Genomic DNA, 22,898 nt, shown 5'->3' on the forward strand with positions numbered 1-22,898 from the left:
ACATTATTAATTTCAATTTAACATCAAAATGAAATCTCCTATTATTTTGACTGCTTTGCTGTCAATCTCACTACTGTCGTGTGCCAAGGAAACACCTCAGGTAAAGCATTCAAGCCACATGAGTTCTTCCGCAAAAAACATAGAAAATGTACAGGTAGTGAATGAAGAAGACCCGATCTGTCACATGAAAACAGCCGGATTTACAAAAGATACAGCTGTATATAAAAATAAAACGTATGGTTTTTGCAGTTCTTACTGTAAAGATGAATTTAAAAAAAGCCCTGAGAAATATGCCCAAAAATAAGAAGACCACTAATAAAAGTAAAGTAATCATACCCATTGCGGTATTTGCATTGCTTTTCCTGGGAATCGGGGTAGGAATGGGATACTTTAAAAAGAACCTTTATACCGTGATGAAAGTTCCTGATTTTGAACTGACGGATCAGAACAGTAAAAAGATTACCAATAAAGACATGCTGGGAAAAGTATATCTGGTAGAATTTTTCTTCAGCAAATGTCCTACAATATGCCCTGTAATGAATACCAATATGAAGGCTATTCAGAATCAGATCAATGATCCCAACTTCGGTATTGTCTCCATCAGTATTGATCCGGAAAATGATACTCCTGCAGCATTGAAAGAACATGCTCAAAGGATAGGTGCAAAATCTCCCAACTGGCATTTTCTGACCGGAGACCGTACAGATATTGGTAACCTTGCTGATAAATTTAATATCTACGTAGGTGACAAGGAAGATGAAGGAGAAAGCCTGAACCACAGCGGTATGATTGCACTGGTAGATCAGGACGGAAATATCCGATGCAGATACAACAAAGAAAATATGCCGATTCTGTATTATTCAGGATTGAATTATGATGATCCGGTAGGGAAAAACCCAAGACTAAACGGGAAATATCATCCTGACAGAGAAATTCTGATTGAGGATATTAAGAAATTATTGAAATAGAGAAGAGGGAAGCTGGAAGTTTGAACTGGAAATTATTCCAGACGATGCAGCTCCGGCGATTTTTGAGATGGCTATAAAGGTAAATAGAAGTTGAAGAAGTTATACATTCAAGAGAATTACTTCCAGCCTCCATCTCCAATTTTAAGAAGAAAACATTGTTCAACCATAAACAAAAAAGTTATGAAGATTATGAAAATAGCTGCCTTAAGCGCAGTTTTCGCGGCTCAGTTTGCACTGGCTCAGTTTAAGCAGACTCCTCTGCCGTATGCTTATAATGCTCTGGAAGGGAATATTGATGCTCAAACGATGGAAATTCATTATTCAAAACATGGTGCAGCTTATGCAGCCAATTTGAATAAAGCAATTGCAGGAACTCCACAGGAAAAAGAAACGTTGTTTCAGATTCTTTCCAATGCTTCAAAACTGCCTGCTGCAGTGAGAAATAACGCGGGAGGGCATTACAACCACGAATTATTCTGGACGGTTCTTACCCCTCAGAAAAATACACAGCCTTCTGCAAAATTGGCAAAAGCCATCACTGAAACTTTCGGAAGTATGGATGCTTTTAAAGAAAAAATGTCTAAAGCCGGAGCAGACCGTTTCGGTTCAGGATGGGCCTGGCTTTCTGTAGGAAAAGACGGGAAACTGTTTGTTTCTTCTACTCCTAACCAGGACAATCCTTTGATGGATGTAGTGGAAGAGAAGGGAACTCCTATTTTCGGAATTGATGTCTGGGAACATGCTTATTATTTAAAATATCAGAACAAAAGAGCAGATTATCTTACCGCTATCTGGAACGTTACGAACTGGAAGGAGATCAGCAGAAGATATGACGAAGCTATAAGCAAAAAGTAGTCTGATGAAATTATTTTACAGCATACTTTTCACTCTTTATATGGTGCTAAGACCTTTGGTACCATTGGTAGAGTATGCTGTAAATTATGATTATATCGTTAAAGTTCTTTGTATTAATAAATCCAGGCCGGAGATTCACTGTAACGGAAAATGTTATCTGAGTAAAGAATTGGCTAAAACCAATGACTCAGAATCTTCACCTTTTCAGAAACTCAAAAACTCAGGACAGAAAATTCTTGATATCTATATCCTGCCTGAAGCCATAGAGATCACTACCACTGAAAAACGACCGTTTTTCAATTTCAACTTCACTTACGAAACAGCCTATTCTTTTCTGTTTCTGACCCATATTTTCAAACCACCGGTTTTTTAAGGTATACCATCACTATTCAACCACAAAAGTCACAAAAGCTTACATCAATTAAGAATCAAAGATTTTTAAAAGCTTAAGTGTTCTTATTGTACATAAAGCTTATCACTTAATAAACTTAAGTGTAAAAACTTTTGTGCCTTTTGTGGTAAAAAAAGAATGTTTTTGCATTCAAAAATTATAATTCAACTTTAAAAAATCAACAATGAAAATTTCTCAATTTTTATCACTATTCTTTATTGCCTTTACTTTATTCTCTTTTGTAGCCTGCGAAAGCAGCAGGGATGATGATCCGCAGGATACCACTCCCGGAAAACTTCAGATCAAATTTGAAAACGGATTTAATAATGTAGGAGATATTGTCTTAAATCAGACGGTCCAGACTTCTTCCCAAGGACAAAAGCATAATTTTTCTGCTTTAAAATATATCATCAGCAATATCACATTGATTGACGAAGGCGGAAATGAATTTAAATACAATGAAAACAATCCTGATAAAGGTGCTTTTATTGTAGATCAGGCCGATGCTGTAGCCGGAATCATTTATCTTAACCTTGACGGAGTTCCGAAAAACAATTATAAAAAAATAAAATTCGGATTGGGAATCAGCCAGAAAGCCTACTTGCTGGGACAGGACGGACAAGCTGAATTCTGGACAAGAGCCAAGCAGAAAGGATTGACATGGTCATGGGCTGCCGGGTATGTTTTTGTAAAACTGGAAGGAAAATATGGTACAGATACTCCTTCCAAGGAATTTATGAACCATACCGGAAATATGGGAAATGTTGTTGCTAATGAACAGGCTGATCTATACCGTGAGATCACATTGAACCTTCCGACGACAGCAAGAGTAACGTCACAAATTCGTCCTTCTGTTCATATTCTGGCAGATCTGAACCAGTTTTTGAGTGGAGATAAACCTCTTACACTTACAACAGCCAATGATATGCTGATGGGCTCAAACCAACATCTGGTAGACGTTACCAATAATCTTACAAAAATGTTTAAAGTAGACCACGTTCACAATGATTAATGTTTTTGTTAAGACGATATTGGTTCTGCTTGTATTGTTCCTGAGCTGTATATCCTGTTCTGATGAGGTGATCCAGCCGTTGGAAAAAGATGAAGCGTACAATCTGCAGTTTCCTTCTTATTTTCCGGAAATGACTTTTGATAAATCAATCAATCCGGTAACTAAAAATGGAGTAGAGCTGGGAAGAAAATTATTCTATGAAGGGAGACTTTCCAGGAATAATACTATTTCATGCGGGTTCTGCCATATTCAGGAAAATGCATTCACCCATCACGGGCATACCGTAAGTCATGGAGTAGATGATAGAATAGGAATCCGAAATGCACCACCCATTCAGAATATGGCTTTTTTGAAAAGATATATGTGGGACGGAGTGATTCACAACCTTAATGAACAGCCCATCAGTCCTATTACAGATGTCAATGAAATGGACAGCTCCATACCGGATGCTATTTCAAAGATAAAAGATGATCAGAAGTATAAAAAGCTCTTCAGAGAAGCATATGGAGATGAAACCATTACTGGCGAAAGAATTTTAAAAGCATTATCACAGTTTATGGCTTCTTTAATTTCTGCAGATTCAAAATACGACAGATTCAAGCAGGGAAAAGAACAATTGACTTCAGCGGAATCTCAGGGAATGGCATTATTTAATCAGAAATGTGCTTCTTGCCATAGCGGAGAATTATTTACCGATGAAAGCTTCAGAAATACAGGAATGTATTACAATACGGAGTTCAAAGACGCCGGACGGTACAGAGTTTCTCTCAATCAGGTTGATTGGATGAAATTCCGTGTTCCAAGCTTGAGAAACGTAGAATATACAGCACCTTATATGCATGACGGAAGGTTTTACACATTAGAGGCTGTGCTCAATTTCTATTCAGATCAGGTAGAAGATAATCCTAATCTCGATCCCCAATTGAAACAGAATGGCCATACGGGAATTGCTATGAACAGCCAGGAAAAACAATCCATCATTGCCTTCCTGAAAACATTATCAGATAAAAGTTTTATCTCCAATCCAAAATTTGCAGAATAATTTATAGAAAACATGAAGAAGATTATAGCAATACTAAGTTTAATGGTATTTAGCCTGAACCAGGCCAATGTGATTAGAGACAGCGTGTATATTGCACCGGAAAGCTTTAGCAGATTTGATTTTGACGATGATTGTGATGCTTGTGGCTGTGCAGCTGGTAACGGATCTTCCGGTTTTGAATCTTTACTGAATCCACAGTTTATCGGAATCAAATACTTTGCACAACATTACAAAGCAAAGGAGAATTTATTTGTAAAAGACCTTACACAGGATCAATACTTCAATACTTTACAGCTTTGGGGGAAAATTCCCTTGACTAAAAAACTGAGTGTTTATGCAAGCCTGCCCTTTCATTTCCATGAAAAGAAAACCATGCAGGGAGATATCAGAATCAATGGAATCGGAGATCTGAATCTGATGGGAATTTACCAGCTGATGAATTCTAAAGATAATTTCCATCACATAAGCGGAGGCTTGGGAGTGAAAATTCCTTTGGGAAAATTTGATGAAAAAGGTGCATCCGGAGTCAATCCAAGTTTTCAGTTGGGAACCGGCAGCTGGGATTACCAGGCAGCTTTGAATTATAAATTTCAAAAAAATAAAGTGGCTGTATTGGTCAATACAGACTATACGATCAAAACGGAAAATAAGAAAAATTACCGTTTCGGAAACCAGTGGAACTACGCTGCGACAGGATTTTATCAGGTTGCCGGAAATGAAAAGTCGATCTTTTCTGTAAAAACCGGAGTGCAGGGAGAAGTGTATACACAGAATAAACAGTTTGATGAAGCGCTGCCCAATACTGCAGGAAGTGCATTGTATGGGAAACTGGGATTTGAAGCTTCTTATAAAAAACTGAGTCTGGGAAGTGAACTCATGCTTCCTATGTATACCCATTTGGCAGGTGGTGATATTGAAGCAAAATCCAGATTCAGTATTTTCCTGAATATCGGAATTTAAAATAAAACCCTTTTTAATAATGTTAAAGCTCCTTCGGGAGCTTTAATTGTTTATGAATCATGAATTTAATTGGGGGTTAGGAATAATTTTTTATCTTTGCCCGAAATTTGGTGAGCCATAAAAAGCTCTTAAAAGGGAATCCGGTGAAAATCCGGGACAGACCCGCTGCTGTAAGCTCCACACCAAGATTTTTGAAGAATATATCCACTGTTTTTTAATGGGAAGGATTTCAAAAATGGAGTAAGTCAGAAGACCTGCCAGAAAATAATCGTTTGACGCTTTCGTGGAATAAAGCTTAGGACATCAATGATTCTGTACAGTGACAGCTGTGCTTTGTCATTGTTTTCTTATACCATTAGCGTCATCATTATCCTAAATGAGCTAATGGCGGCAAAACTAATTACTTCTACAATTTATAAAGCTGTTTTCACAATACTGGTGATGACATCTCAGCTTTTATATTCCCAAAAAAAGAAAAATGATACGCTGAAGGAAGAATCCATCAAGGTGATCAGTCTCTACAAAAAGAATTTTAAAGAAATCATTCCGGCACAAACCATCCAAGGGGAAGCACTTGAAAGACTGAACAGTCATTCTGTAGCAGATGCGCTGCGGTATTTCTCCGGAGTTCAGATTAAAGACTATGGTGGAATAGGAGGACTGAAAACCATTAACGTCCGAAGTCTCGGAAGTCAGCATGTAGGAGTCTTTTACGATGGAATTCAATTAGGAAATGCACAAAACGGCCTTGTTGACCTCGGAAGATATTCTTTGGATGATCTTGAAGAAATATCATTATACAACGGGCAGAAAAGTGAAATCTTCCAACCGGCAAAAGATTTTGGTTCGTCGGGATCTATTTATTTACAACCTAAAACTCCTGTGTTTAAAGGAGTAAGGAGAACCAATCTTGTAATAAGAGCAAAAAGTGCTTCCATTGATCTTTTCAACCCGTCATTCCGATTGGAGCAGAAAATTTCAGACAGAGTTTCAGCCAGTTTCAGCGCAGAATTTATGCAAAGTGACGGAATTTACAGATTTCGATATGCCAAGAAATATCCTGATGGACAGCAGGCTTATGACACGATCGCAAAAAGACAGGATTCAGATATTAAGGCAAAACGTTTTGAAACTTCTTTAAATGGAACTTTAAACAACGGAAGCTGGAATATCCGTGGTTACGGTTATATTTCAGACCGCGGAATGCCGGCACCTATTGTGAACGGCCGTTTTGGAGGAAGAGGAGCGAGACTTTCCGATGAAAATTATTTCGTACAGGCCAATCTTCGGAAAAAACTGTTCCCAAAATTTGAAACACAGCTGAAAGCAAAATTTGCCTACGATTATACCCATTTTATGGATACCGTTCGTTCGCAATCTATTATGTATACGGATAATGTCTACATCCAAAGAGAAGTTTATCTTTCTTCATCCAATATCTATTCAATTACTCCCAACTGGGATGTGAGCCTGAGTGGAGATTTTCAGTACAATAATCTGGACGCCAATCTGGATAACTTTTCTTATCCTACACGTTATACAACATTAGTTGCTTTGGCAACAACCTACCAGTGGAACAGGTTTAAAATTCTGGGAAGCCTTTTGGGCACATTTACCTTTGAAGAAGTAAGAAAAAACAAAAGACCGGGAGATAGCAGAGAATGGACACCCGCTGTATTTATGAGCTACCAGCCTGAAATAATTCCTGAGCTTACCCTCAGAGCTTTCTATAAAAGAATTTTCCGACTGCCTACTTTCAATGATTTATATTACACGAATATCGGAAATACTTATCTGAAACCGGAATTTACCAATCAGTATGATGTAGGATTCACGTACCAGAAAAACTACAACAATCATTTCTTTAAATCCTTTTATGCTAAAGTAGATGGTTATTACAACAAAGTACAGGATAAAATTGTCGCTGCTCCTAACGGAAGTATGTTCCGCTGGCTGATGATGAACCTTGGTATGGTTGAGATTATTGGTGCTGACGTGAATGTTCAGGCAGAAATGCAGTTGGGAAAAGTAAAACTGAGGCCATTACTTTCTTACACCTATCAAAGTGCAAGAGATATGACCGATCCTGAAGATACATTCTACAAAAATCAGATTCCTTACACACCATGGCATAGTGGATCATTTGCACTGATGGCCGATTATAAAGACTGGAGTTTCAATTACAGTGCAATGTATGTAGGAAAGCGCTATGATGTGAATCAGGATAATATTCAATACAATTATGTACAGCCTTGGTATACTCATGATCTCTCTGTTCAGAAAAAATTCAACTGGGCGGATCATCAGTTTAAAGTAAGCCTTGAAATGAATAATATCTTCAACCAATATTATGATGTAGTGATCAACTATCCGATGCCGGGAAGAAATTTTAAACTTATTCTAAACTTCACCTTATGAGAAAACTGAACTTTTATTTTCTGTTTCTTGCTTTAGCTTTTCTTACCTCATGCCGTACAGATGATATTATCGTCCGTCAGGAAGTAGTGGAAGGACTTCCTTCAGAAAATACAGCAATAAAAGGATTCTATATGCTGAACGAAGGGAATATGGGAAGCAACAAATGTACACTGGACTTTTTTGATTATACAAAAGGAACCTATTACAGAAACATCTATGCAGAAATTAATCCCAATGTGGTAAAAGAGCTTGGAGATGTAGGAAATGATATCAAAGTTTACGGAAGCAAACTGTATATCGTAGTCAATGTTTCCAATAAAATTGAAGTGTTAGATGCCAAAACGGCTAAACGTATTACTTCTATTCCCTTACAGAACTGTCGTTATTTAACCTTTAAAGACGGGAAAGCATATGCCAGCAGTTATGCAGGTCCGGTAGCAATTAATCCAAAAGCACCCAAGGGAAAAGTGGTGGAAATTGATACTACTTCTCTTTCCATCCAGCGTGAAGTGGTAGTAGGATATCAGCCGGAAGAAATGGAAATTGTAGGGAATAAATTGTTTGTTGCCAATTCCGGAGGATACAAAGCTCCCGATTATGACAATACCGTTTCCGTAATAGACCTGAACACTTTTACTGAAATCCAGAAATTAAATGTTGCCATCAATCTTCATCACATTAAAAAAGACAATTACGGTGATCTGTATGTAAGCTCAAGAGGAGATTATTATAACATTCCTTCCAGCTTATACCTTATAGATGCGGCAACCGGGATTGTTAAGAAAGATTTCCATCTCGCTGTGAGTGAAATGACAATTGTGAATGATAAACTCTATTTCTACGGAAACGAATTCAATTACAATACCCACAGCTATAAAAAGAGCTTTGGAATCATTGATGTAAAAACAGAACAGATCATTGCCAACAGAATTTTTGATAAAGAATACGAAACTGCCATTAAAACACCTTACGGAATTGCGGTAAATCCAATCACAGAAGATATTTATATCACAGATGCCAGGAATTATGTTTCTCTTGGATTTGTGTATTGCTTTGATAAAAACGGACATTTTAAATGGAAGACAGAGGGCGGAAATATTCCGGCTCACTTCGCTTTTTTATACAAATAACCAAACTTTAAGAAATGAACAGAAATACCTTTACTTATTTAAAAACCGGAGTCTTATCATGTTTTCTGGTAGGAATGATCGCCTGTAAACATGATGACGCAGATGAATTTACCTTTAATGGTCTTGATGATTCCTATACCATTGAGCGTTTGAGAGTGTTGAGTATTCCTACCAATGCTTCAGGATCGGTTACATGGAGTATTAACGATTCTATTATTTCTCAAAATTCAGAACTTGAATTTATCAGTCCTACTGCAGATGCTTATCCTTTGACTTTAAAAATTAATAACAAAGGGAATGAGCAGGTTTATCACTCTAAAATTATCGTTACCAAAGAAAAAACACCTTACAGTAAATATATCGCTAAAGTATTGGAGTTCCGTCCTGCTGTAGGACAGTTCATGAATGAAATCCCCGAATATTTACCTGGAAATACAGCGGCAAATATGCTTCAGAAAGCAAATGAGTCATTGGTGGGAGGCAATTCTACCATGATCAGCCTTGGTGGATACGGTGGATATGTGGTTTTCGGTTTTGATCATACTATTCCGAACCTGAATGGAAAAGATTTTAAAGTGCTGGGAAATGCATTCTTTGGAAATGATGCCAGCGACCAGCGTTCCGGCTCTTGTGAACCGGGAATTATTATGGTAGCCTACGACAGAAACAAAAACGGAAAACCTGATAATGATGAATGGTATGAAATTGCAGGCAGCGAATATTTTAAAAACGCAACCGTAAGAGATTACAGTATCACCTATCATAAGCCTGACGAAAATAAAACTCCCGTACCCGGAATCGAATTCTGGCAAACCGATGTAGAATATATAAAATGGAGCGACAATCTGGGGAATCAGGGTTTTAAAACAAAAAATACCTTCCATGCACAAAGCTATTATCCTTTATGGTTTACCGATAGTTCTTACGGATTTTCCGGAACAAGGCTGGCAAATAATTTTTATGATCAGAACGGGGACGGATCCTATTGGGTAGGGAAATCATATGATTTCGGATATGCTGATAATGCTCCGAATAATGATGAAGCTTCCAATATTGATATTTCCTGGGCCGTAGACAGAAGCGGGAAATATGTAAAACTTCCCGGCGTAGATTTTATGAAAATATATACAGGAGTCAATCAGGAAGCTGGTTGGCTGGGTGAAGTTTCTACAGAAGTGGCAGGAGCTTACGATTTACATTTCAAATAATAATTCAATCTATTTAAATTAATAAAAAATGAAAAAGTTTTATCTTTTTATGATGCTTTTTCTGTTTGCATGCCTATCAAATGCACAGATAAAAGTTCAGGGTGTTCCCAGAAATGATATTTCAGGGATCAGTAATCTTAATACCACTACGATCAGTTTTTCTGATATCCAGTATTGGGTAGGATCAGGAGCCAATCAGGCTGCTTTTGTAGTACAGTGGAACGACAGTAAAAATCCTGATGCGATGGTTTGGGGATTCAAATGGGACGGAAACGCTACAGGTGAAGATATGCTTAAAGCGATTGCTAAAGCAGATCACAGATTATACACATTGCTGTATCAGGGAACACAATTTGGATCAGCTGTTGGAGGAATAGGTTTTGACCTGAACGGTCAAGGGACCAATGCACTGATCAAAAGTGGAAATACCACTTATCCGTTATATCCGGTAAATGGTTTTGTTAACACTACAGCTTATGATTTTGACAGCTATACGATTGTAGATGCGGCTAATGATCACTGGCAGTCCGGATGGACGGTTAACGGATATTGGTCTTATTGGGTAAAGAATCCTGCAGATGCTGATTTCGGATATTCTAGCGTAGGAGCTTCTTCACGTGTATTGGAAAACGGATCATGGGATGTATGGAACTTTAACGTAGGCTTTACTCAAACACCTGTATCCTCTACCATCACTCCCGTTTCTCCATACGTAGCTTCCAACAACTTTACCAACGGATATTTTATGGTGAATGAAGAATGGTTTGGTCATACCAACGGTTCTGTAAACTTCATTGATAATAACGGTCAGATCAATTACCGTGTGTACAGTAACGCAAACAACAATCAGGCTTTCGGTGCAACTACACAATACGGAACAATCTATGGTGATAAATTCTATTTTGTATCAAAACAGGCTGCCGATGGAGGAGATACTCAATATACTCCAGGTGGAAGACTTGTGGTTGCCAATGCGCAGACTATGCAGAAAATTGCCGGCTTTAATACAATTGGTGGTGGAGACGGAAGATCATTTGTGGGAGTGAACGAACATAAAGGATATATTGGTACTTCTACCGGAATTGTTCTTTTCAATATTGACAACCTGCAGGTAGGTTCTCTGATTGCCGGAACAGGTGGTAACGGGCAGATTGGAAATATGATCCGTACTTCGCAATATGTATTTGCGGTGAAACAGGGTGTTGGAATTTTAGTCATTAATCCTAATACAGATACTGTGATCAGTACAATTGCAGGAAGTTTCTACTCAGTGGTTCAGGCAAAAGACGGAAGCGTATGGGGAATTCAGGATCAGAAGCTGATCAGTATCAATCCTACTACTTTTGCAACGCAGGTTTATAACATTCCTACGACCAAATATATCGGAGATTGGGGAGCATGGAATGCAGGGAGATTTACAGCAAGTAATAAAGAAAATGCTTTATACTGGATTAATTCAATCAGCAGTTGGAGTTCAGGAACACAGATTGTAAGATTTGACGTAACAACGAAAACATTTAACGAAAACTTTGCTGCTATCCCGGGGCAGACAGGACAGTTTAAGCAGATTCCTTATGGTGCGGCACTTCGTGTAAACCCTGTTACCGGAGAGCTTGTTCTGAATACAACAGAAAGCGGATACGGTGCACACTATCAGAAAAACTGGATCCATACTTATAATATGGCCGGAACTCTTATCAATACAAAAACATTGAATGATTATTACTGGTTCCCTTCACTGACAGTATTTACCAATAATTCGGTTCCTGTGGTAAGCAATACTTTACCTTCACAGCTTACAGCTGCAAGTACTACTGCAATTGATCTGAAAACAATAATTTCCGATGCTGATAACATGGCGGTATCCGTAGTGAAATCTATCAAATCAAACAGCAATCCTACAGCAGTTTCCGCAACGATTAATGAGAATGATGAATTGGTTTTGATACCTCTTGTTTCAGGAACTTCTGATATTGTGATCAGCTTTAACTCAAACGGTAAGCTGGTAGAAAAAACGGTGAGTGTAAACAGTTTAGGAACTACTTTGGCAACTGCTGAAGTGAAAAAACTTGAATTCGGTATTTATCCGAATCCGGTTACCGATATCCTTACTCTTAAAACTCAGGAGAAAATCCAGAATGTTTCTATGTATGATGCTTCAGGAAGAATGGTTAATGTACAGCTGAACAACGGACAAATCAATGTAAGTGCACTTCCAAAAGGTATTTATATTTTGAAAGTAGTTACAGATAAAGCAGTATATCAACAAAAAGTAATCAAAAACTAATACCATTTTAGATAAATCTTGTTAATATAACCCTGGCCAGTTTTGGTCAGGGTTTTTTTAATGAAGTGATAGAAATGTTTTTATCATGCAGAATAATAATTACCCCTATAAAAAACCCGGCAAGCTTGAAAAGCTTGCCGGGTTTGATCTGTTATGGATCTACCTTATTTGATGATCACTTTTTTAGAATATGTTTTTCCTTCTTTTGTAGTAAGGTTCATAATATATACTCCTTGTGGCTGCTTTGTTTCAAATGTATTGGATGTCAGTTTGGAACGGAATACCTCTTTTCCTGAAGTATTGGTCAGACTAACCTCTGATCCTTGTGCAGAAATATTTTTATCAAGAGTAAACTGTCCATTCTGACTGTGTGCCATGAAATTGATAAACGGATCTTTGTACTGATATCCGTAGTATACTCTAAGTTCTCCACCAATATTCAGCAATCCTGAATTCACATTGATTTTGATACGGTCAAAAGGAATGTTCATTGTAAGCTCAATCTCACCTTTGCTTGGATCTCCTGCTCCTAGGTTGATCAGACTGTTGGTAAGACTTTGGCGATCATTATTGGACACTTCTCCGTTGAATGTCTCAATTGACACACCTCCCAATACCTGAGCAGATAGTGGAGTACCATTGGAACCAATACCAATGACAAGCTTATTGGTGTTGTTGGCGATATTGGTCGTAGGGAAGATCAATGTCTGTTCCGTTCTTGCCAGAAGACCTACTGAAACCTGGATCGTTGAGTAGTCGTTTTCGTTACTTCCTACTGCATTTTGAGGATTCAATACTCCACATCCTAAGCATACTCCCAATACCTGATTGGTTTGGCTGCTTGCATAGGTTTTCACAATCTGTGCAAAAGACATTGTGCTTGTTAAAAATAAGAATGATGCCAAAGCTGCAGCTTTCATTGTGCGTTGGCCAAGTAATAAATAAGTTTTCATATGTAGAAAAATTTTGGGTTTTAGCTTTATGTAAATTTATAAATAAAATGATTATGTTGCTTATTTTATTTCATATTTATGTGAAATGTTAATAATTTGTTGATATTTGTTATTATGAATTTGTTTTATTTAATGAATTGTTTTTTCGTATTTCTCTGAAAATGAATACAAAAAAAGCGACAACTCAAAAGTCTGCCGCATTTATTGTATCGTTTATTTGATTATTTAATTAAAATTTTTCTCGAATATGTTTTTCCTTCCTTAGTTTGCACATTCATAATATAAACACCTTCAGACTGTCTGGGTTCAAAAGTGTTTGATTTTAATGTAGAACGGAATACTTCTTTTCCGGATGTGTTGAATAATGTGACTTCTGAACCTTCTACCGGAATATTTCCACCAAGAGTAACCTGGCCGTTTTGGCTGTGAGCCATAATGCTGATCAATGGATCCTGATAAGCATAATAAATTCTGAATCCTCCGCCCAGGCTTAATACACCTCCTGTTAAACCTATTCTGATCCCGTCATAAGGTTTTGTCGGCTTGAATTCTACTGTCCCTCTGTTGGGTGTTGCTCCCAGTTTAAGAAGACTTACATCTATCGTTCTGCGGTCATCATTAGAAGTGCCTCCATTCATGGTTTCAAGAGTTACTCCGCTTAATAACTGTACAGATAACGGGATGTTGTCTGTTCCGATTCCTACAACCAGTCTTGTGTCTGATCTCAGGTCAGGGAAGATCAGGGTTTGTTGAATTCCTCCTAACAAAGCTGTTCCCAACACCATTGTTGAATAATCATCCTCGTTATATCCAACTGCATTTAAAGGATTATCTATACGGCATCCCAGACATGCAACTCCAAATACACCTGAGCTCTGAGCGTGTGCATAAATTCTGTTTTGCGCAAAAGATAACGTGCTTGCCGAAAATAGAAATAAAGCCATTAATCCGGCTTTAAAAGAGAATTGTTTTCCCAAAAGTAAATTAATTTTCATGTTATTTATTTTATTGTGAATAGTTTTAGCCAAATTTAAGGATTAATAGACCAAGTAAAAAATAATATTTCCATTATTGGTGATATTTTTAATAAAATTTAATATACCCCTGTTATAGGGTAGCACAGCCTGTTGATTTAATTGGATTGTATAAAATATAGATGTAAAATTGAAGAACAGCTCTTATTGACATTGTCAGGTGTAATTCAATGAAAGATTCCCAAAATGGGAGGGTAGTGGAGTAATTCAGAAGTTCCGGTGATAAAAAGAATAAGATATTGTCGGATAAAATTTGTCTGAATGTATATATAAAAACGAAAAAAGGACTTTCGAAAAAGTCCTTTTGTAGCCCGTAGGGGAATCGAACCCCTCTTACCAGAATGAAAATCTGAGGTCCTAACCGATAGACGAACGGGCCCTCTATCTTCCATTACCGAAGTAATGTGTTAGTTTTGTTTTTGTAAGTATCAACTCTTAATCTTGTAGCCCGTAGGGGAATCGAACCCCTCTTACCAGAATGAAAATCTGAGGTCCTAACCGATAGACGAACGGGCCGGTTAGATTTATTTTAATATAGCTTTTTTCTACTGTGATCTTTATAAAACCACCGTTGTTACAGTGGTCTTATAAGATGTAAGTAGCCCGTAGGGGAATCGAACCCCTCTTACCAGAATGAAAATCTGAGGTCCTAACCGATAGACGAACGGGCCAGCTATGTTTTTACGCTAATTTATTAACGTGCTTTGTCAATTTGCTTTTCAAGTTAGCCGCTTTGTTCTTGTGGATAATGTTTTTCTTAGCTAATTTATCCAATAAAGCGATAACTTTTGGCAGTTGTTCTGTAGCAGCAGCTTTGTTCTCTTCATTTCTTAAAGCTTTTAAAGCTGTTCTAGCAGTCTTGTGGTAATATCTGTTACGAAGTCTTCTAGTTTCGTTTTGTCTGATTCTCTTTAGTGCTGATTTATGATTTGCCATATCGTTTAAATGTGAGTGCAAAACTATAAACTTTTTTTAAAACTACCAAATTTATTTTCAAAAATTTTAATTTTCTTCTGAAAGGTACTTTCTTAGTTTATTTATTGCTTGTTCTATTTTTAAATTTTCTTGTTCTTTTTCTAATTTTTTGATCGTATTTCCCAGCATGATCAATGCATTATTCCATTCTCCAGTCGTGTTGGTGAAAGTGAGTCCGTCAATTGTTACTTCAAAAGCAACCCTCTCTCCAGTCCTGTAAAGTCTGAAACTGATTTTATCATCTCTGCCTGTAATCCCGTCTTCATTGATTTGTAAATCGTAACTTTTTGGGTTAGAGTGGATTTTCTTAAAAAGCAATTTTGCTTCTTGTATTTTTAAATCCGGCATGATATAAAATTTGGTAGCTTGTAGAAAACTACAAACAATGATTTATCAATATTATTTTTCATCAGTGCTGCCATATTTGGGTGACCAACCATGGCTAAAATTTTTGCAAATATAATGCTTTTGTGACATATAACATAAATGGAATGAATTTTTACGATAAAAGTAAAGGTTCTATATTATAATGATAGTAATTTTCAGGTTGTTAGAATGTCTCAATTTCTAATAATTCTGTCAGAACATTGTAAAAGTCCTGAGAATTTTAACCTTAAAAGAGTTGTTAAAAATATCCGGGTTAATTTTTGAAAGTAAAATACAACGAAAAATAAACCATAAAAAAACCTTTAACGACTCCGTTAAAGGTTTGTAAATTTGTAGCCTATAGGGGAATCGAACCCCTGTTGCAAGAATGAAAATCTTGAGTCCTGACCACTAGACGAATAGGCCAAATTTTGAGGTTGCAAAAGTAATCATTAACTTTTTAACTTCAAAATTATTTTTTTTAATTATTTATACACTTTTTGTATCACCGTGTTTTTGATACCTTTAGCTTCAAGTTCCTTTTGAAGTTTGGCTGCATCTTCTAACGTGTATACTTTTCCATAGGTATAATAAAAAACGCCATTGTCTTTTTCTCTTTCTACGTCTTTCAGGTTCTGAAGGATATAAGAATTGCCATTCAGCTTATCCCCGGAGTATACCTCTATGGTGTAATATCCCATATTAATCCTTTGATTAGGCATAAATCCTACGGCAAAAGCATTTCTAAAGCCTGCATCCTTGGCTGTTTTAAGATTAATATCTTTTACGGAAGCCATATTGGTTACAGCATAGTAATACTTGTATTGTCCGTTCTCCTTAAGAGTAAGAATATAGTTCAGTCCTTTCAGGGCAGGATCATTTTCATTGTATTTCGTAGGCGAACTCATCAATAGAATTCTGAAATCATTTTTTAAAGGAACTTCTGCCGGTTTTTCAGGCTCTGGCTTTCTGACAGCAATAGAACCGCCGGATTTTCTGTCAACTGCTTTTTTATAATCAATAATCGCATTGTAAATACTTTCTGCAATTTCAGTCTGTCCTTTGTCTGAAGCTATGTAGTGGCTTTCTTCCGGATGGTTAATGAAACCTGTTTCTATCAGTACAGATGGCATGGCATTCATACGAAGAACGTGAAGGTTTTTCTGGAAAACTCCTCTTGAAGAACGCTTATCTTTATTCACGAAGTTATCCTCTACCAATCCTCCCAAAAGAAGACTTGACTCGAGATACTTGTTCTGCTGAAGTTTTAAGGCAATCAATGACTCCGGAGAATCAGGGTTATAGGATCCGAAGGTCTGCTTATCTTTTTCATCCAGGAAGATCACGTCATTTTCCCTTTTGGCTACTTCAAGATTTTCATTGTTCTGGTTAGGTCCCTGTACATATGTTTCTGTACCATAAGCTGTAGGTCTTTGTGAAGAATTACAGTGAATCGATACGAAAAGATCTGCTTTGCTCCTGTTGGCCAGATTGGTTCTGTCAGATAAAGAAGGATACTCGTCAATCTTACGGGTATATATAACTTTGAAATCTCTGTTTTTCTCTAACATTGCGCCTACTTTTAATGTAATGGCAAGTGTAATGTCTTTTTCCGCGACTCTTCCGATATCAGAATAGGTCCTGTTGGCCCCATGATCACTTCCTCCGTGTCCCGCATCCAGAACGATAGTAAACTTCTTCTGAGAGAAAATAAAGTTGCTGGTAAGGATAAGAAGAAATGATAAAATTATTTTAAAATTTTGTTTGTGCATCTTACAGTTATAAAAATTATATTAATTTTGGGCCTTAATTATATATAATAAAATTGGCCAAAACCGTCCTCAAAAATATATTACAAATTTTAATTATCCTAATTTTTAACAATTTTTTAGCACAGAAAACTCCTGAAAAATTGCCTAAAAATGCGGTTAATGATACTATTTCCAAAAAGGATACCATAGTTGTAAAAAAAGAAACTTTGGATGATGTTCTTCGCACAAAAGCTGATGATCAGAGAAGAGACATCCCAAAAAAAATGACTTTTCTGAACAAAAATGCGCAGGTGAAGTATCAGGATATGCAGATTGATGCAGACTATATTTCAATAGATGATAATAAAAATCTGATCTACGCCAGAGGAAAGCAAGATTCTTTAGGAAAAATTATAGAACCTGTAATCACCACACAGGCCGGGAAAAAATACGAAACCAACGAATTCAGCTATAACACAAAAACCAAACAGGCCATCGCCTTCAATGCAAGAACAGAAGAAAGCGAAGGAGTAATTATAGCGCAGAAGACCAAAAAATATAACGACTCCGTATTCGCGATGAGAAAAGCGGATTATACCACGGATGATTATTTCATTAAGAAAAAAGATACGGCTGCGGATTATTTTATGAGAGCTTATAATATCAAGCTGATTAAAACTAAAACAAAATCCCAGATTGTAACAGGACCTATCCAAATGTTTATCGAGCAGGTTCCTACACCTCTTTACCTTCCGTTTGCTATTTTACCGTTTTCAGATAAAAGAGCAGCGGGTATCCTGATTCCAAGTTTCGGGGAAAGGGAAGATGTGGGGTTTTTCCTTAACGGAATAGGGTATTACCAACCCATTGGAGAACACTTTGACGTAAAGGTTCTTGCTGATATCTATACGAAAGGAAGCTGGAACTTACGTCCTCAGGTAAATTATCAGAAGAAGTACCGTTACTCCGGAAACTTTACAGCGGATGTCGGAACCATGGTAAGAGGTATCAAAGGTCTGGACGATTATACTAAAAACAGTACCTATAGAATCAATTGGACGCATTCTCAGGATTCTAAAGCGAACCCTTTCCTGACATTCAGTGCCTCTGTAGATATCGTAAGTACAAAGTTTTATAACAACCCGCTTAACAACAACTATATTTTCAACCAGAATGTATTGAATACCCAGCAGAATTCTACGGTAACCCTTACCAAAAGATTTCTGAAACTTCCGGCAACAATTACAGGGACGGCTTCTTATTCACAGAACTTTGCAACAGGGCTGGCAGACCTTCGTCTTCCACAGATGAACGTAGCGATCAATCAGTTTTACCTGTTTAAATCAAGAACGGGAATAAGACAGGGACTTCTTGAAAATATTACAGTGAATACAGGTTTCAATCTTACCAATTTTGTTAATACTCAGGAGAACGAACTGTTTAAAAAAGAAATGTGGGACAAAATGCAGACGGGACTTAAAAATAATATCGCGTTGGCTACCAATACCACCGTGGCAAAATATTTCACGTTCAGTTTAAGTGCGAATATCGATAATGCATTGACTACAAAAACACTGAACAGATTCTATGATCCGGTAAAGAACGTAACAGTGGATGAGATCAATAAGAATTTTACAGGATATTCTACATTCTCTACTTCTGCCAGTCTTCAGACTACGCTTTTCGGAATGATGAAATTCAAAAAAGGGTCTGCAATAGAAGCGGTACGACATATGATGACACCAAGTGTCAGCTTTACATACTCTCCGGATTTTTCAAGTCCAAATTTCGGATATTATAAAAATTATTACAATGCAACCGGAGCGTTGACTCCTTATTCTATTTTCGAGAAAGGAATCATAGGAAGTCCGTCAAGTGGAATGCAGGGAGCTTTAGGTTTCAATATCGGTAACAATATCGAGATGAAAGTAAAATCTAAAAGTGATTCTACAGGAGTTAAAAAAATCAAGATATTTGAATCTTTAAACCTTTCAGGAAGCTACAACTTTGCAGCGAATGATCATCCTTGGTCTGTGTTCTCAATCAACGGGCAGTCTTCATTCTTTAATAATAAGCTTACGGTAAATACCAGTCTTGCACTGGAACCTTATAAAATCGATTTCTCTTCCGGCCAGGATACTGGGGTAAGAACAGAGCAGTTCGGGCACTTCAGTGTACAGGGATTCAATGTTCAGTTATCTTATCCTTTAAGCAGCGAAATTTTTGGAGAGAAAACAGATTATGCTAAAAAATATTCTTCAAAAGGAGAGGTCCGAAATGAAAATTATTATTTTGATGATGATCATTATGCTCATTTTGACCAGGCATGGACTTTAAATATCAGTGCAAACTATGCCTATTCAAAAGGACTGAGCAGATTTGCCAATAAGATTGCTTCCATAGGATTAGACGGAAGCCTTAAGCTGACTCCTTTCTGGAATATCACAGGAAGTACGCATTATGATATGGTGACTAAAGAATTGGCGTATACAAGAATTGGTTTCTCAAGAGATCAGCGAAGTTTTACGATCAATTTCAACTGGGTTCCTTTCGGACAGTATAAAGTGTATGACTTCTTTATTGGTATCAAAGCCAATATCTTAAGTGATGCATTAAAGTACAAAGACAGAAGCTTTACCCAGCCTAATGCACCTTTCTAATATCAGATTGGCATTTGAGAATATAAATTTTATATTTGCAACCAAAATAAATTCTAATGAAATCACTAAAGCTGAAATTTTATTGCCGGCAAAAGTGATGACATATGACCTTAGAAAAAAAATAAATATCCGCTATGAAACAAATAATCAACACAGTTAATGCACCTGCAGCAATCGGCCCTTATTCACAAGCTAATATGGCAAACGGAGTTTTGTATATCTCTGGACAGATTCCTGTAGATCCTGCAACTGGTAAACTGGTAGAAGGGATTGAAAAAGAAACGCATCAGGTAATGAAAAACCTTGAGGCAATTCTTACTGAAGCCGGCATGACTTTCAAAAACGTTGTAAAAGCGACAATCTTCCTTAAGAGTATGGATGATTTTGCTGTAATGAATGATATCTATGCTTCTTACTTAGATTCAGAAAGCTATCCTGCCCGTGAAACAGTACAGGTTTCTTGCCTGCCTAAAAATGTGGATATCGAAATTTCTATGATCGCACATCAGGATTAATGAATTTTATAAGAAATACAATTGCGGTTCTGGTAGGTCTTGGTATTGCAGGACTTATTATTACTCTTGGTATAAGGGTTTTTCCGCAATGGGTTACTTTTGAGGCTTTTGCTCCGTTTGAGCACTGGCAGAGGTTTCTTTTCAGTATGAAAGATGATCAGGCGTTCTTCGGCTTCCTGTTGTTTATTTCCGGATTGGGAACTACTATTGGGGGTGTTGCAACAGCTATCATCGTTAAATATGCTAAAGTAGCTTATGCCATCCTGATCGGTTTTATTATGCTGTTTATCGCGATGCTGGATGTAATTATATTTCCTTACCATCCTACATTTTATAAGATCTCTATTTTCCTTACGTTCTTTCCGTTTTCATGGATTGGGGGTAAGATTGTAGAAGTTATTTATGAGCGGAACAAGCAGAAAAGAATTGCTGAAAAAATGAATAAGCCTAAATAAATAATAAAAAAACGCTGCAGATCTTTGCAGCGTTTTTTGTTGATATGAAGAATTAATTTTGTTTTTCTGATTAAGGCATTTTAAATCCTTTTGTATAGATTCTTCCGTAGTCATCTACAAATTTTACCTGTACATTTCCTTGGTATTTATCCAGGATCTTTTCTACATCTTTCTGAGAATTTACAGGCTTGCCGTTTACTTCAATGATGATGTAGTTGTCTACAATTCCGATTTTAGCCATTTCGCTGCCTTCAGATACGCTTTTGGCAACAACACCACTGTTCAGCCCGTATTCTGTTTTGAAACGCTCTGTAAGAGGCTCAAATTCAGCTCCGATTTTTTCAGTGACGCTCAGGTCAGCTTTAGTTCTCGTAGAAGTACCTCCTTTCTGGTCTCTAAGTGTTACAGTAGCAGTACCGTCTTTACCGTTTCTTGAATACGTTACCTGAACTTTATCGCCAGGACGCTTGCTTCCGATTGACATTGAAAGATCAGCAAAATCTGTTATATCGTAGTTATCTACTTTAGTAATAATATCTCCTTTTTTCAATCCTGCATCTTCAGCACCGCTGTTGTCACCGAATCCTGTAATATAAATTCCTGAACCAACTTTCAGACTCGTCTTGAACTGTTTGTTGTATGAAGTTACCAACTGATCGTTTGAAAGGTCTAAAGACTGAACACCTAAGAATCCTCTCTGTACAATTCCGAATTTCTTGATATCCTCAACAATTTTTCTGGCTAAGTTAGAAGGAACTGCAAATCCATATCCCTGATAATATCCTGTAGTAGACTGGATGGCAGAGTTGATCCCGATAAGTTCCCCATTTGTATTCACCAAAGCTCCTCCTGAGTTACCCGGGTTGATTGCAGCATCCGTCTGGATAAAACTTTCAATAGGATTAGCTGCTTTCCCCTGGCTGCTTAAAATTCCGATCCCTCTTCCTTTAGCTGAAACAATACCTGCTGTTACCGTTGAGTTTAATCCAAGTGGATTTCCTACTGCAAGCACCCATTGTCCTACATCGATATTGTCTGAATTCGCAAAGTTTAAATAAGGAAGACCTTTTTCTTCAATCTTTAATAGAGAAATATCTGTATTTGGGTCAGTCCCTACCAAAGTAGCGATATATGATTTTTTGTTGCTCAATACTACTTCCAGTTTATTGGCACCTGCAACCACGTGGTTATTGGAAATGATGTAACCGTCCGGAGAGATGATAACACCTGAACCCATTCCCGATGGCATATTGTCAGGAGCCTGTTGTTGCTTCTGTCTCTGCTGGCCCTGGCCTCTTCCCCCGAAAGGATCCCCGAAGAAAAAGTCAAATAAATCCTGCTCAGAAGCTCTGCTTGCTGTTCTGCTTTGGTAATTTTTGATGGTAACTACAGCTGGAACGGTTGTTTTGGCTGCTTTCACAAAATCGTCGCCTACTGCTCCTGTATTCATTCCTGCGAATGAAGTATTAGGTGCGGACGTTGTGAAGTAAGATTGATCTCCATTGTTGGAGTTGTGTCCTAAATATTGTATGGCTCCAACGGTAGTAGCTCCGGAAATTACTCCTACTACTGCAAATGGTAATAGTTTTTTTAAAGTACTCTTCATTGTATATCTTTCTTGTTTATTAATTAATTTCTTTTTTATGTTTTTGAGTAAACAAATTTAATGTTAAATAAGTAAGCAATTAGTATGCTATGTTTCAATTTTAACTAAAATTTAACGGCTATTATGTCATTTTATGCCTTATGTCATAATTGTTAATGCCAAGGTTAACAAAACTTAAAAAAATATTAAAGAAAATATGTCAGGTTATAGGGTGTAAAATACATTCTGTTTTCCATTATTTATTGCCAATTATTCAATGCTGGCCGTTCATTATTCATTACCTGTGATTTGTGTCATAAATATACTTAATTC

Annotated in this window: 20 protein-coding genes, 4 tRNA genes and 1 riboswitch; of the genes, 14 read left to right on the forward strand and 10 right to left on the reverse strand. The window is 37.1% G+C overall.

Going from position 1 to position 22,898, the window contains the following annotated elements:
* Positions 1 to 28 precede the first annotated feature (28 nt).
* The 11 genes from LC457_RS02630 (at position 29) to LC457_RS02680 (ending at position 12,271) form a co-directional block, all read left to right on the forward strand.
* Positions 29 to 304 carry a YHS domain-containing protein gene (locus LC457_RS02630; protein WP_223598500.1) on the forward strand — a complete coding sequence of 92 codons (276 nt, stop codon included), beginning with the start codon at positions 29 to 31 and terminating at the stop codon, positions 302 to 304.
* Positions 291 to 968: an SCO family protein gene (locus LC457_RS02635; RefSeq protein WP_223598501.1), complete on the forward strand. Its 678-nt coding sequence runs from the start codon at positions 291 to 293 to the stop codon at positions 966 to 968. The genes LC457_RS02630 and LC457_RS02635 overlap by 14 nt, the downstream gene beginning before the upstream one ends.
* A gap of 180 nt (positions 969 to 1,148) precedes the next feature.
* Positions 1,149 to 1,823: a superoxide dismutase gene (locus tag LC457_RS02640; RefSeq protein WP_047427466.1), complete on the forward strand. Its 675-nt coding sequence runs from the start codon at positions 1,149 to 1,151 to the stop codon at positions 1,821 to 1,823.
* Between the two features lie 4 nt (positions 1,824 to 1,827).
* Positions 1,828 to 2,196 (forward strand): hypothetical protein, encoded by a 369-nt coding sequence (locus tag LC457_RS02645; protein WP_308116393.1) that lies wholly within the window; start codon positions 1,828 to 1,830, stop codon positions 2,194 to 2,196.
* A 202-nt stretch (positions 2,197 to 2,398) separates the two neighbouring features.
* Positions 2,399 to 3,226 (forward strand): MbnP family protein, encoded by an 828-nt coding sequence (locus LC457_RS02650; RefSeq protein WP_223598502.1) that lies wholly within the window; start codon positions 2,399 to 2,401, stop codon positions 3,224 to 3,226.
* Positions 3,219 to 4,268 (forward strand): cytochrome-c peroxidase, encoded by a 1,050-nt coding sequence (locus tag LC457_RS02655; protein WP_223598503.1) that lies wholly within the window; start codon positions 3,219 to 3,221, stop codon positions 4,266 to 4,268. Before LC457_RS02650 ends, LC457_RS02655 begins: the two co-directional genes overlap by 8 nt.
* 12 nt (positions 4,269 to 4,280) lie before the next feature.
* The gene (locus LC457_RS02660; RefSeq protein ID WP_223598504.1) at positions 4,281 to 5,228 is read left to right on the forward strand and encodes a transporter; all 948 of its coding nucleotides are present in this window, start codon (positions 4,281 to 4,283) and stop codon (positions 5,226 to 5,228) included.
* A 91-nt stretch (positions 5,229 to 5,319) separates the two neighbouring features.
* Positions 5,320 to 5,505: riboswitch (cobalamin riboswitch) on the forward strand.
* Positions 5,506 to 5,534: 29 nt separating this feature from the next.
* A complete protein-coding gene (locus tag LC457_RS02665; RefSeq protein ID WP_308116394.1) occupies positions 5,535 to 7,646 on the forward strand; it encodes a TonB-dependent receptor domain-containing protein in 2,112 nt (703 codons plus the stop codon).
* The gene (locus LC457_RS02670; protein ID WP_223598505.1) at positions 7,643 to 8,776 is read left to right on the forward strand and encodes a YncE family protein; all 1,134 of its coding nucleotides are present in this window, start codon (positions 7,643 to 7,645) and stop codon (positions 8,774 to 8,776) included. Before LC457_RS02665 ends, LC457_RS02670 begins: the two co-directional genes overlap by 4 nt.
* A 14-nt stretch (positions 8,777 to 8,790) precedes the next feature.
* A complete protein-coding gene (locus tag LC457_RS02675) occupies positions 8,791 to 9,984 on the forward strand; it encodes a cell surface protein (RefSeq protein WP_223598506.1) in 1,194 nt (397 codons plus the stop codon).
* A 28-nt stretch (positions 9,985 to 10,012) separates the two neighbouring features.
* Positions 10,013 to 12,271, forward strand: a complete 2,259-nt coding sequence (locus LC457_RS02680; protein WP_223598507.1) for a DUF5074 domain-containing protein — start codon at positions 10,013 to 10,015, stop codon at positions 12,269 to 12,271.
* Positions 12,272 to 12,435: 164 nt separating this feature from the next.
* Here the strand turns inward: LC457_RS02680 and LC457_RS02685 are convergent, their stop codons facing one another.
* From LC457_RS02685 to LC457_RS02725, 9 genes are all read right to left on the reverse strand, one after another.
* Complete coding sequence (locus tag LC457_RS02685) at positions 12,436 to 13,224, reverse strand: T9SS type A sorting domain-containing protein (RefSeq protein WP_223598508.1); 789 nt, start codon at positions 13,222 to 13,224, stop codon at positions 12,436 to 12,438.
* Between the two features lie 221 nt (positions 13,225 to 13,445).
* Positions 13,446 to 14,219, reverse strand: a complete 774-nt coding sequence (locus LC457_RS02690; RefSeq protein ID WP_223598509.1) for a T9SS type A sorting domain-containing protein — start codon at positions 14,217 to 14,219, stop codon at positions 13,446 to 13,448.
* A gap of 346 nt (positions 14,220 to 14,565) precedes the next feature.
* Positions 14,566 to 14,637: transfer RNA gene (locus LC457_RS02695), tRNA-Glu, on the reverse strand.
* 65 nt (positions 14,638 to 14,702) lie between these two features.
* Positions 14,703 to 14,774, reverse strand: a tRNA-Glu gene (locus LC457_RS02700).
* 83 nt (positions 14,775 to 14,857) lie between these two features.
* A tRNA-Glu gene (locus tag LC457_RS02705) sits at positions 14,858 to 14,929 on the reverse strand.
* Positions 14,930 to 14,939: 10 nt separating this feature from the next.
* Positions 14,940 to 15,194, reverse strand: coding sequence for a 30S ribosomal protein S20 (gene rpsT, locus LC457_RS02710; protein ID WP_002983073.1), 255 nt, complete (start codon positions 15,192 to 15,194; stop codon positions 14,940 to 14,942).
* Between the two features lie 66 nt (positions 15,195 to 15,260).
* On the reverse strand, positions 15,261 to 15,581 hold the full coding sequence (locus LC457_RS02715; RefSeq protein ID WP_047380487.1) for a hypothetical protein: 321 nt from the start codon (positions 15,579 to 15,581) through the stop codon (positions 15,261 to 15,263).
* A 372-nt stretch (positions 15,582 to 15,953) separates the two neighbouring features.
* Positions 15,954 to 16,025 (reverse strand) — tRNA-Glu (locus LC457_RS02720).
* Between the two features lie 59 nt (positions 16,026 to 16,084).
* A complete protein-coding gene (locus LC457_RS02725; protein WP_223598510.1) occupies positions 16,085 to 17,371 on the reverse strand; it encodes an N-acetylmuramoyl-L-alanine amidase in 1,287 nt (428 codons plus the stop codon).
* Between the two features lie 53 nt (positions 17,372 to 17,424).
* Here LC457_RS02725 and LC457_RS02730 point away from each other — a divergent pair, with 53 nt between their 5' ends.
* From LC457_RS02730 to LC457_RS02740, 3 genes are all read left to right on the forward strand, one after another.
* Positions 17,425 to 20,010 carry a putative LPS assembly protein LptD gene (locus LC457_RS02730; protein WP_223598511.1) on the forward strand — a complete coding sequence of 862 codons (2,586 nt, stop codon included), beginning with the start codon at positions 17,425 to 17,427 and terminating at the stop codon, positions 20,008 to 20,010.
* A 134-nt stretch (positions 20,011 to 20,144) separates the two neighbouring features.
* Positions 20,145 to 20,525 carry a RidA family protein gene (locus LC457_RS02735; protein WP_034694591.1) on the forward strand — a complete coding sequence of 127 codons (381 nt, stop codon included), beginning with the start codon at positions 20,145 to 20,147 and terminating at the stop codon, positions 20,523 to 20,525.
* On the forward strand, positions 20,525 to 20,980 hold the full coding sequence (locus LC457_RS02740) for a hypothetical protein (protein ID WP_047376540.1): 456 nt from the start codon (positions 20,525 to 20,527) through the stop codon (positions 20,978 to 20,980). The genes LC457_RS02735 and LC457_RS02740 overlap by 1 nt, the downstream gene beginning before the upstream one ends.
* A gap of 70 nt (positions 20,981 to 21,050) precedes the next feature.
* Here LC457_RS02740 and LC457_RS02745 read toward each other — a convergent pair whose 3' ends face one another.
* On the reverse strand, positions 21,051 to 22,586 hold the full coding sequence (locus tag LC457_RS02745) for a trypsin-like peptidase domain-containing protein (protein WP_223598512.1): 1,536 nt from the start codon (positions 22,584 to 22,586) through the stop codon (positions 21,051 to 21,053).
* Positions 22,587 to 22,898: the final 312 nt, after the last annotated feature.

It is taken from the genome of Chryseobacterium sp. GVT01B (genome assembly GCF_019970045.1).
Taxonomy (GTDB): domain Bacteria; phylum Bacteroidota; class Bacteroidia; order Flavobacteriales; family Weeksellaceae; genus Chryseobacterium.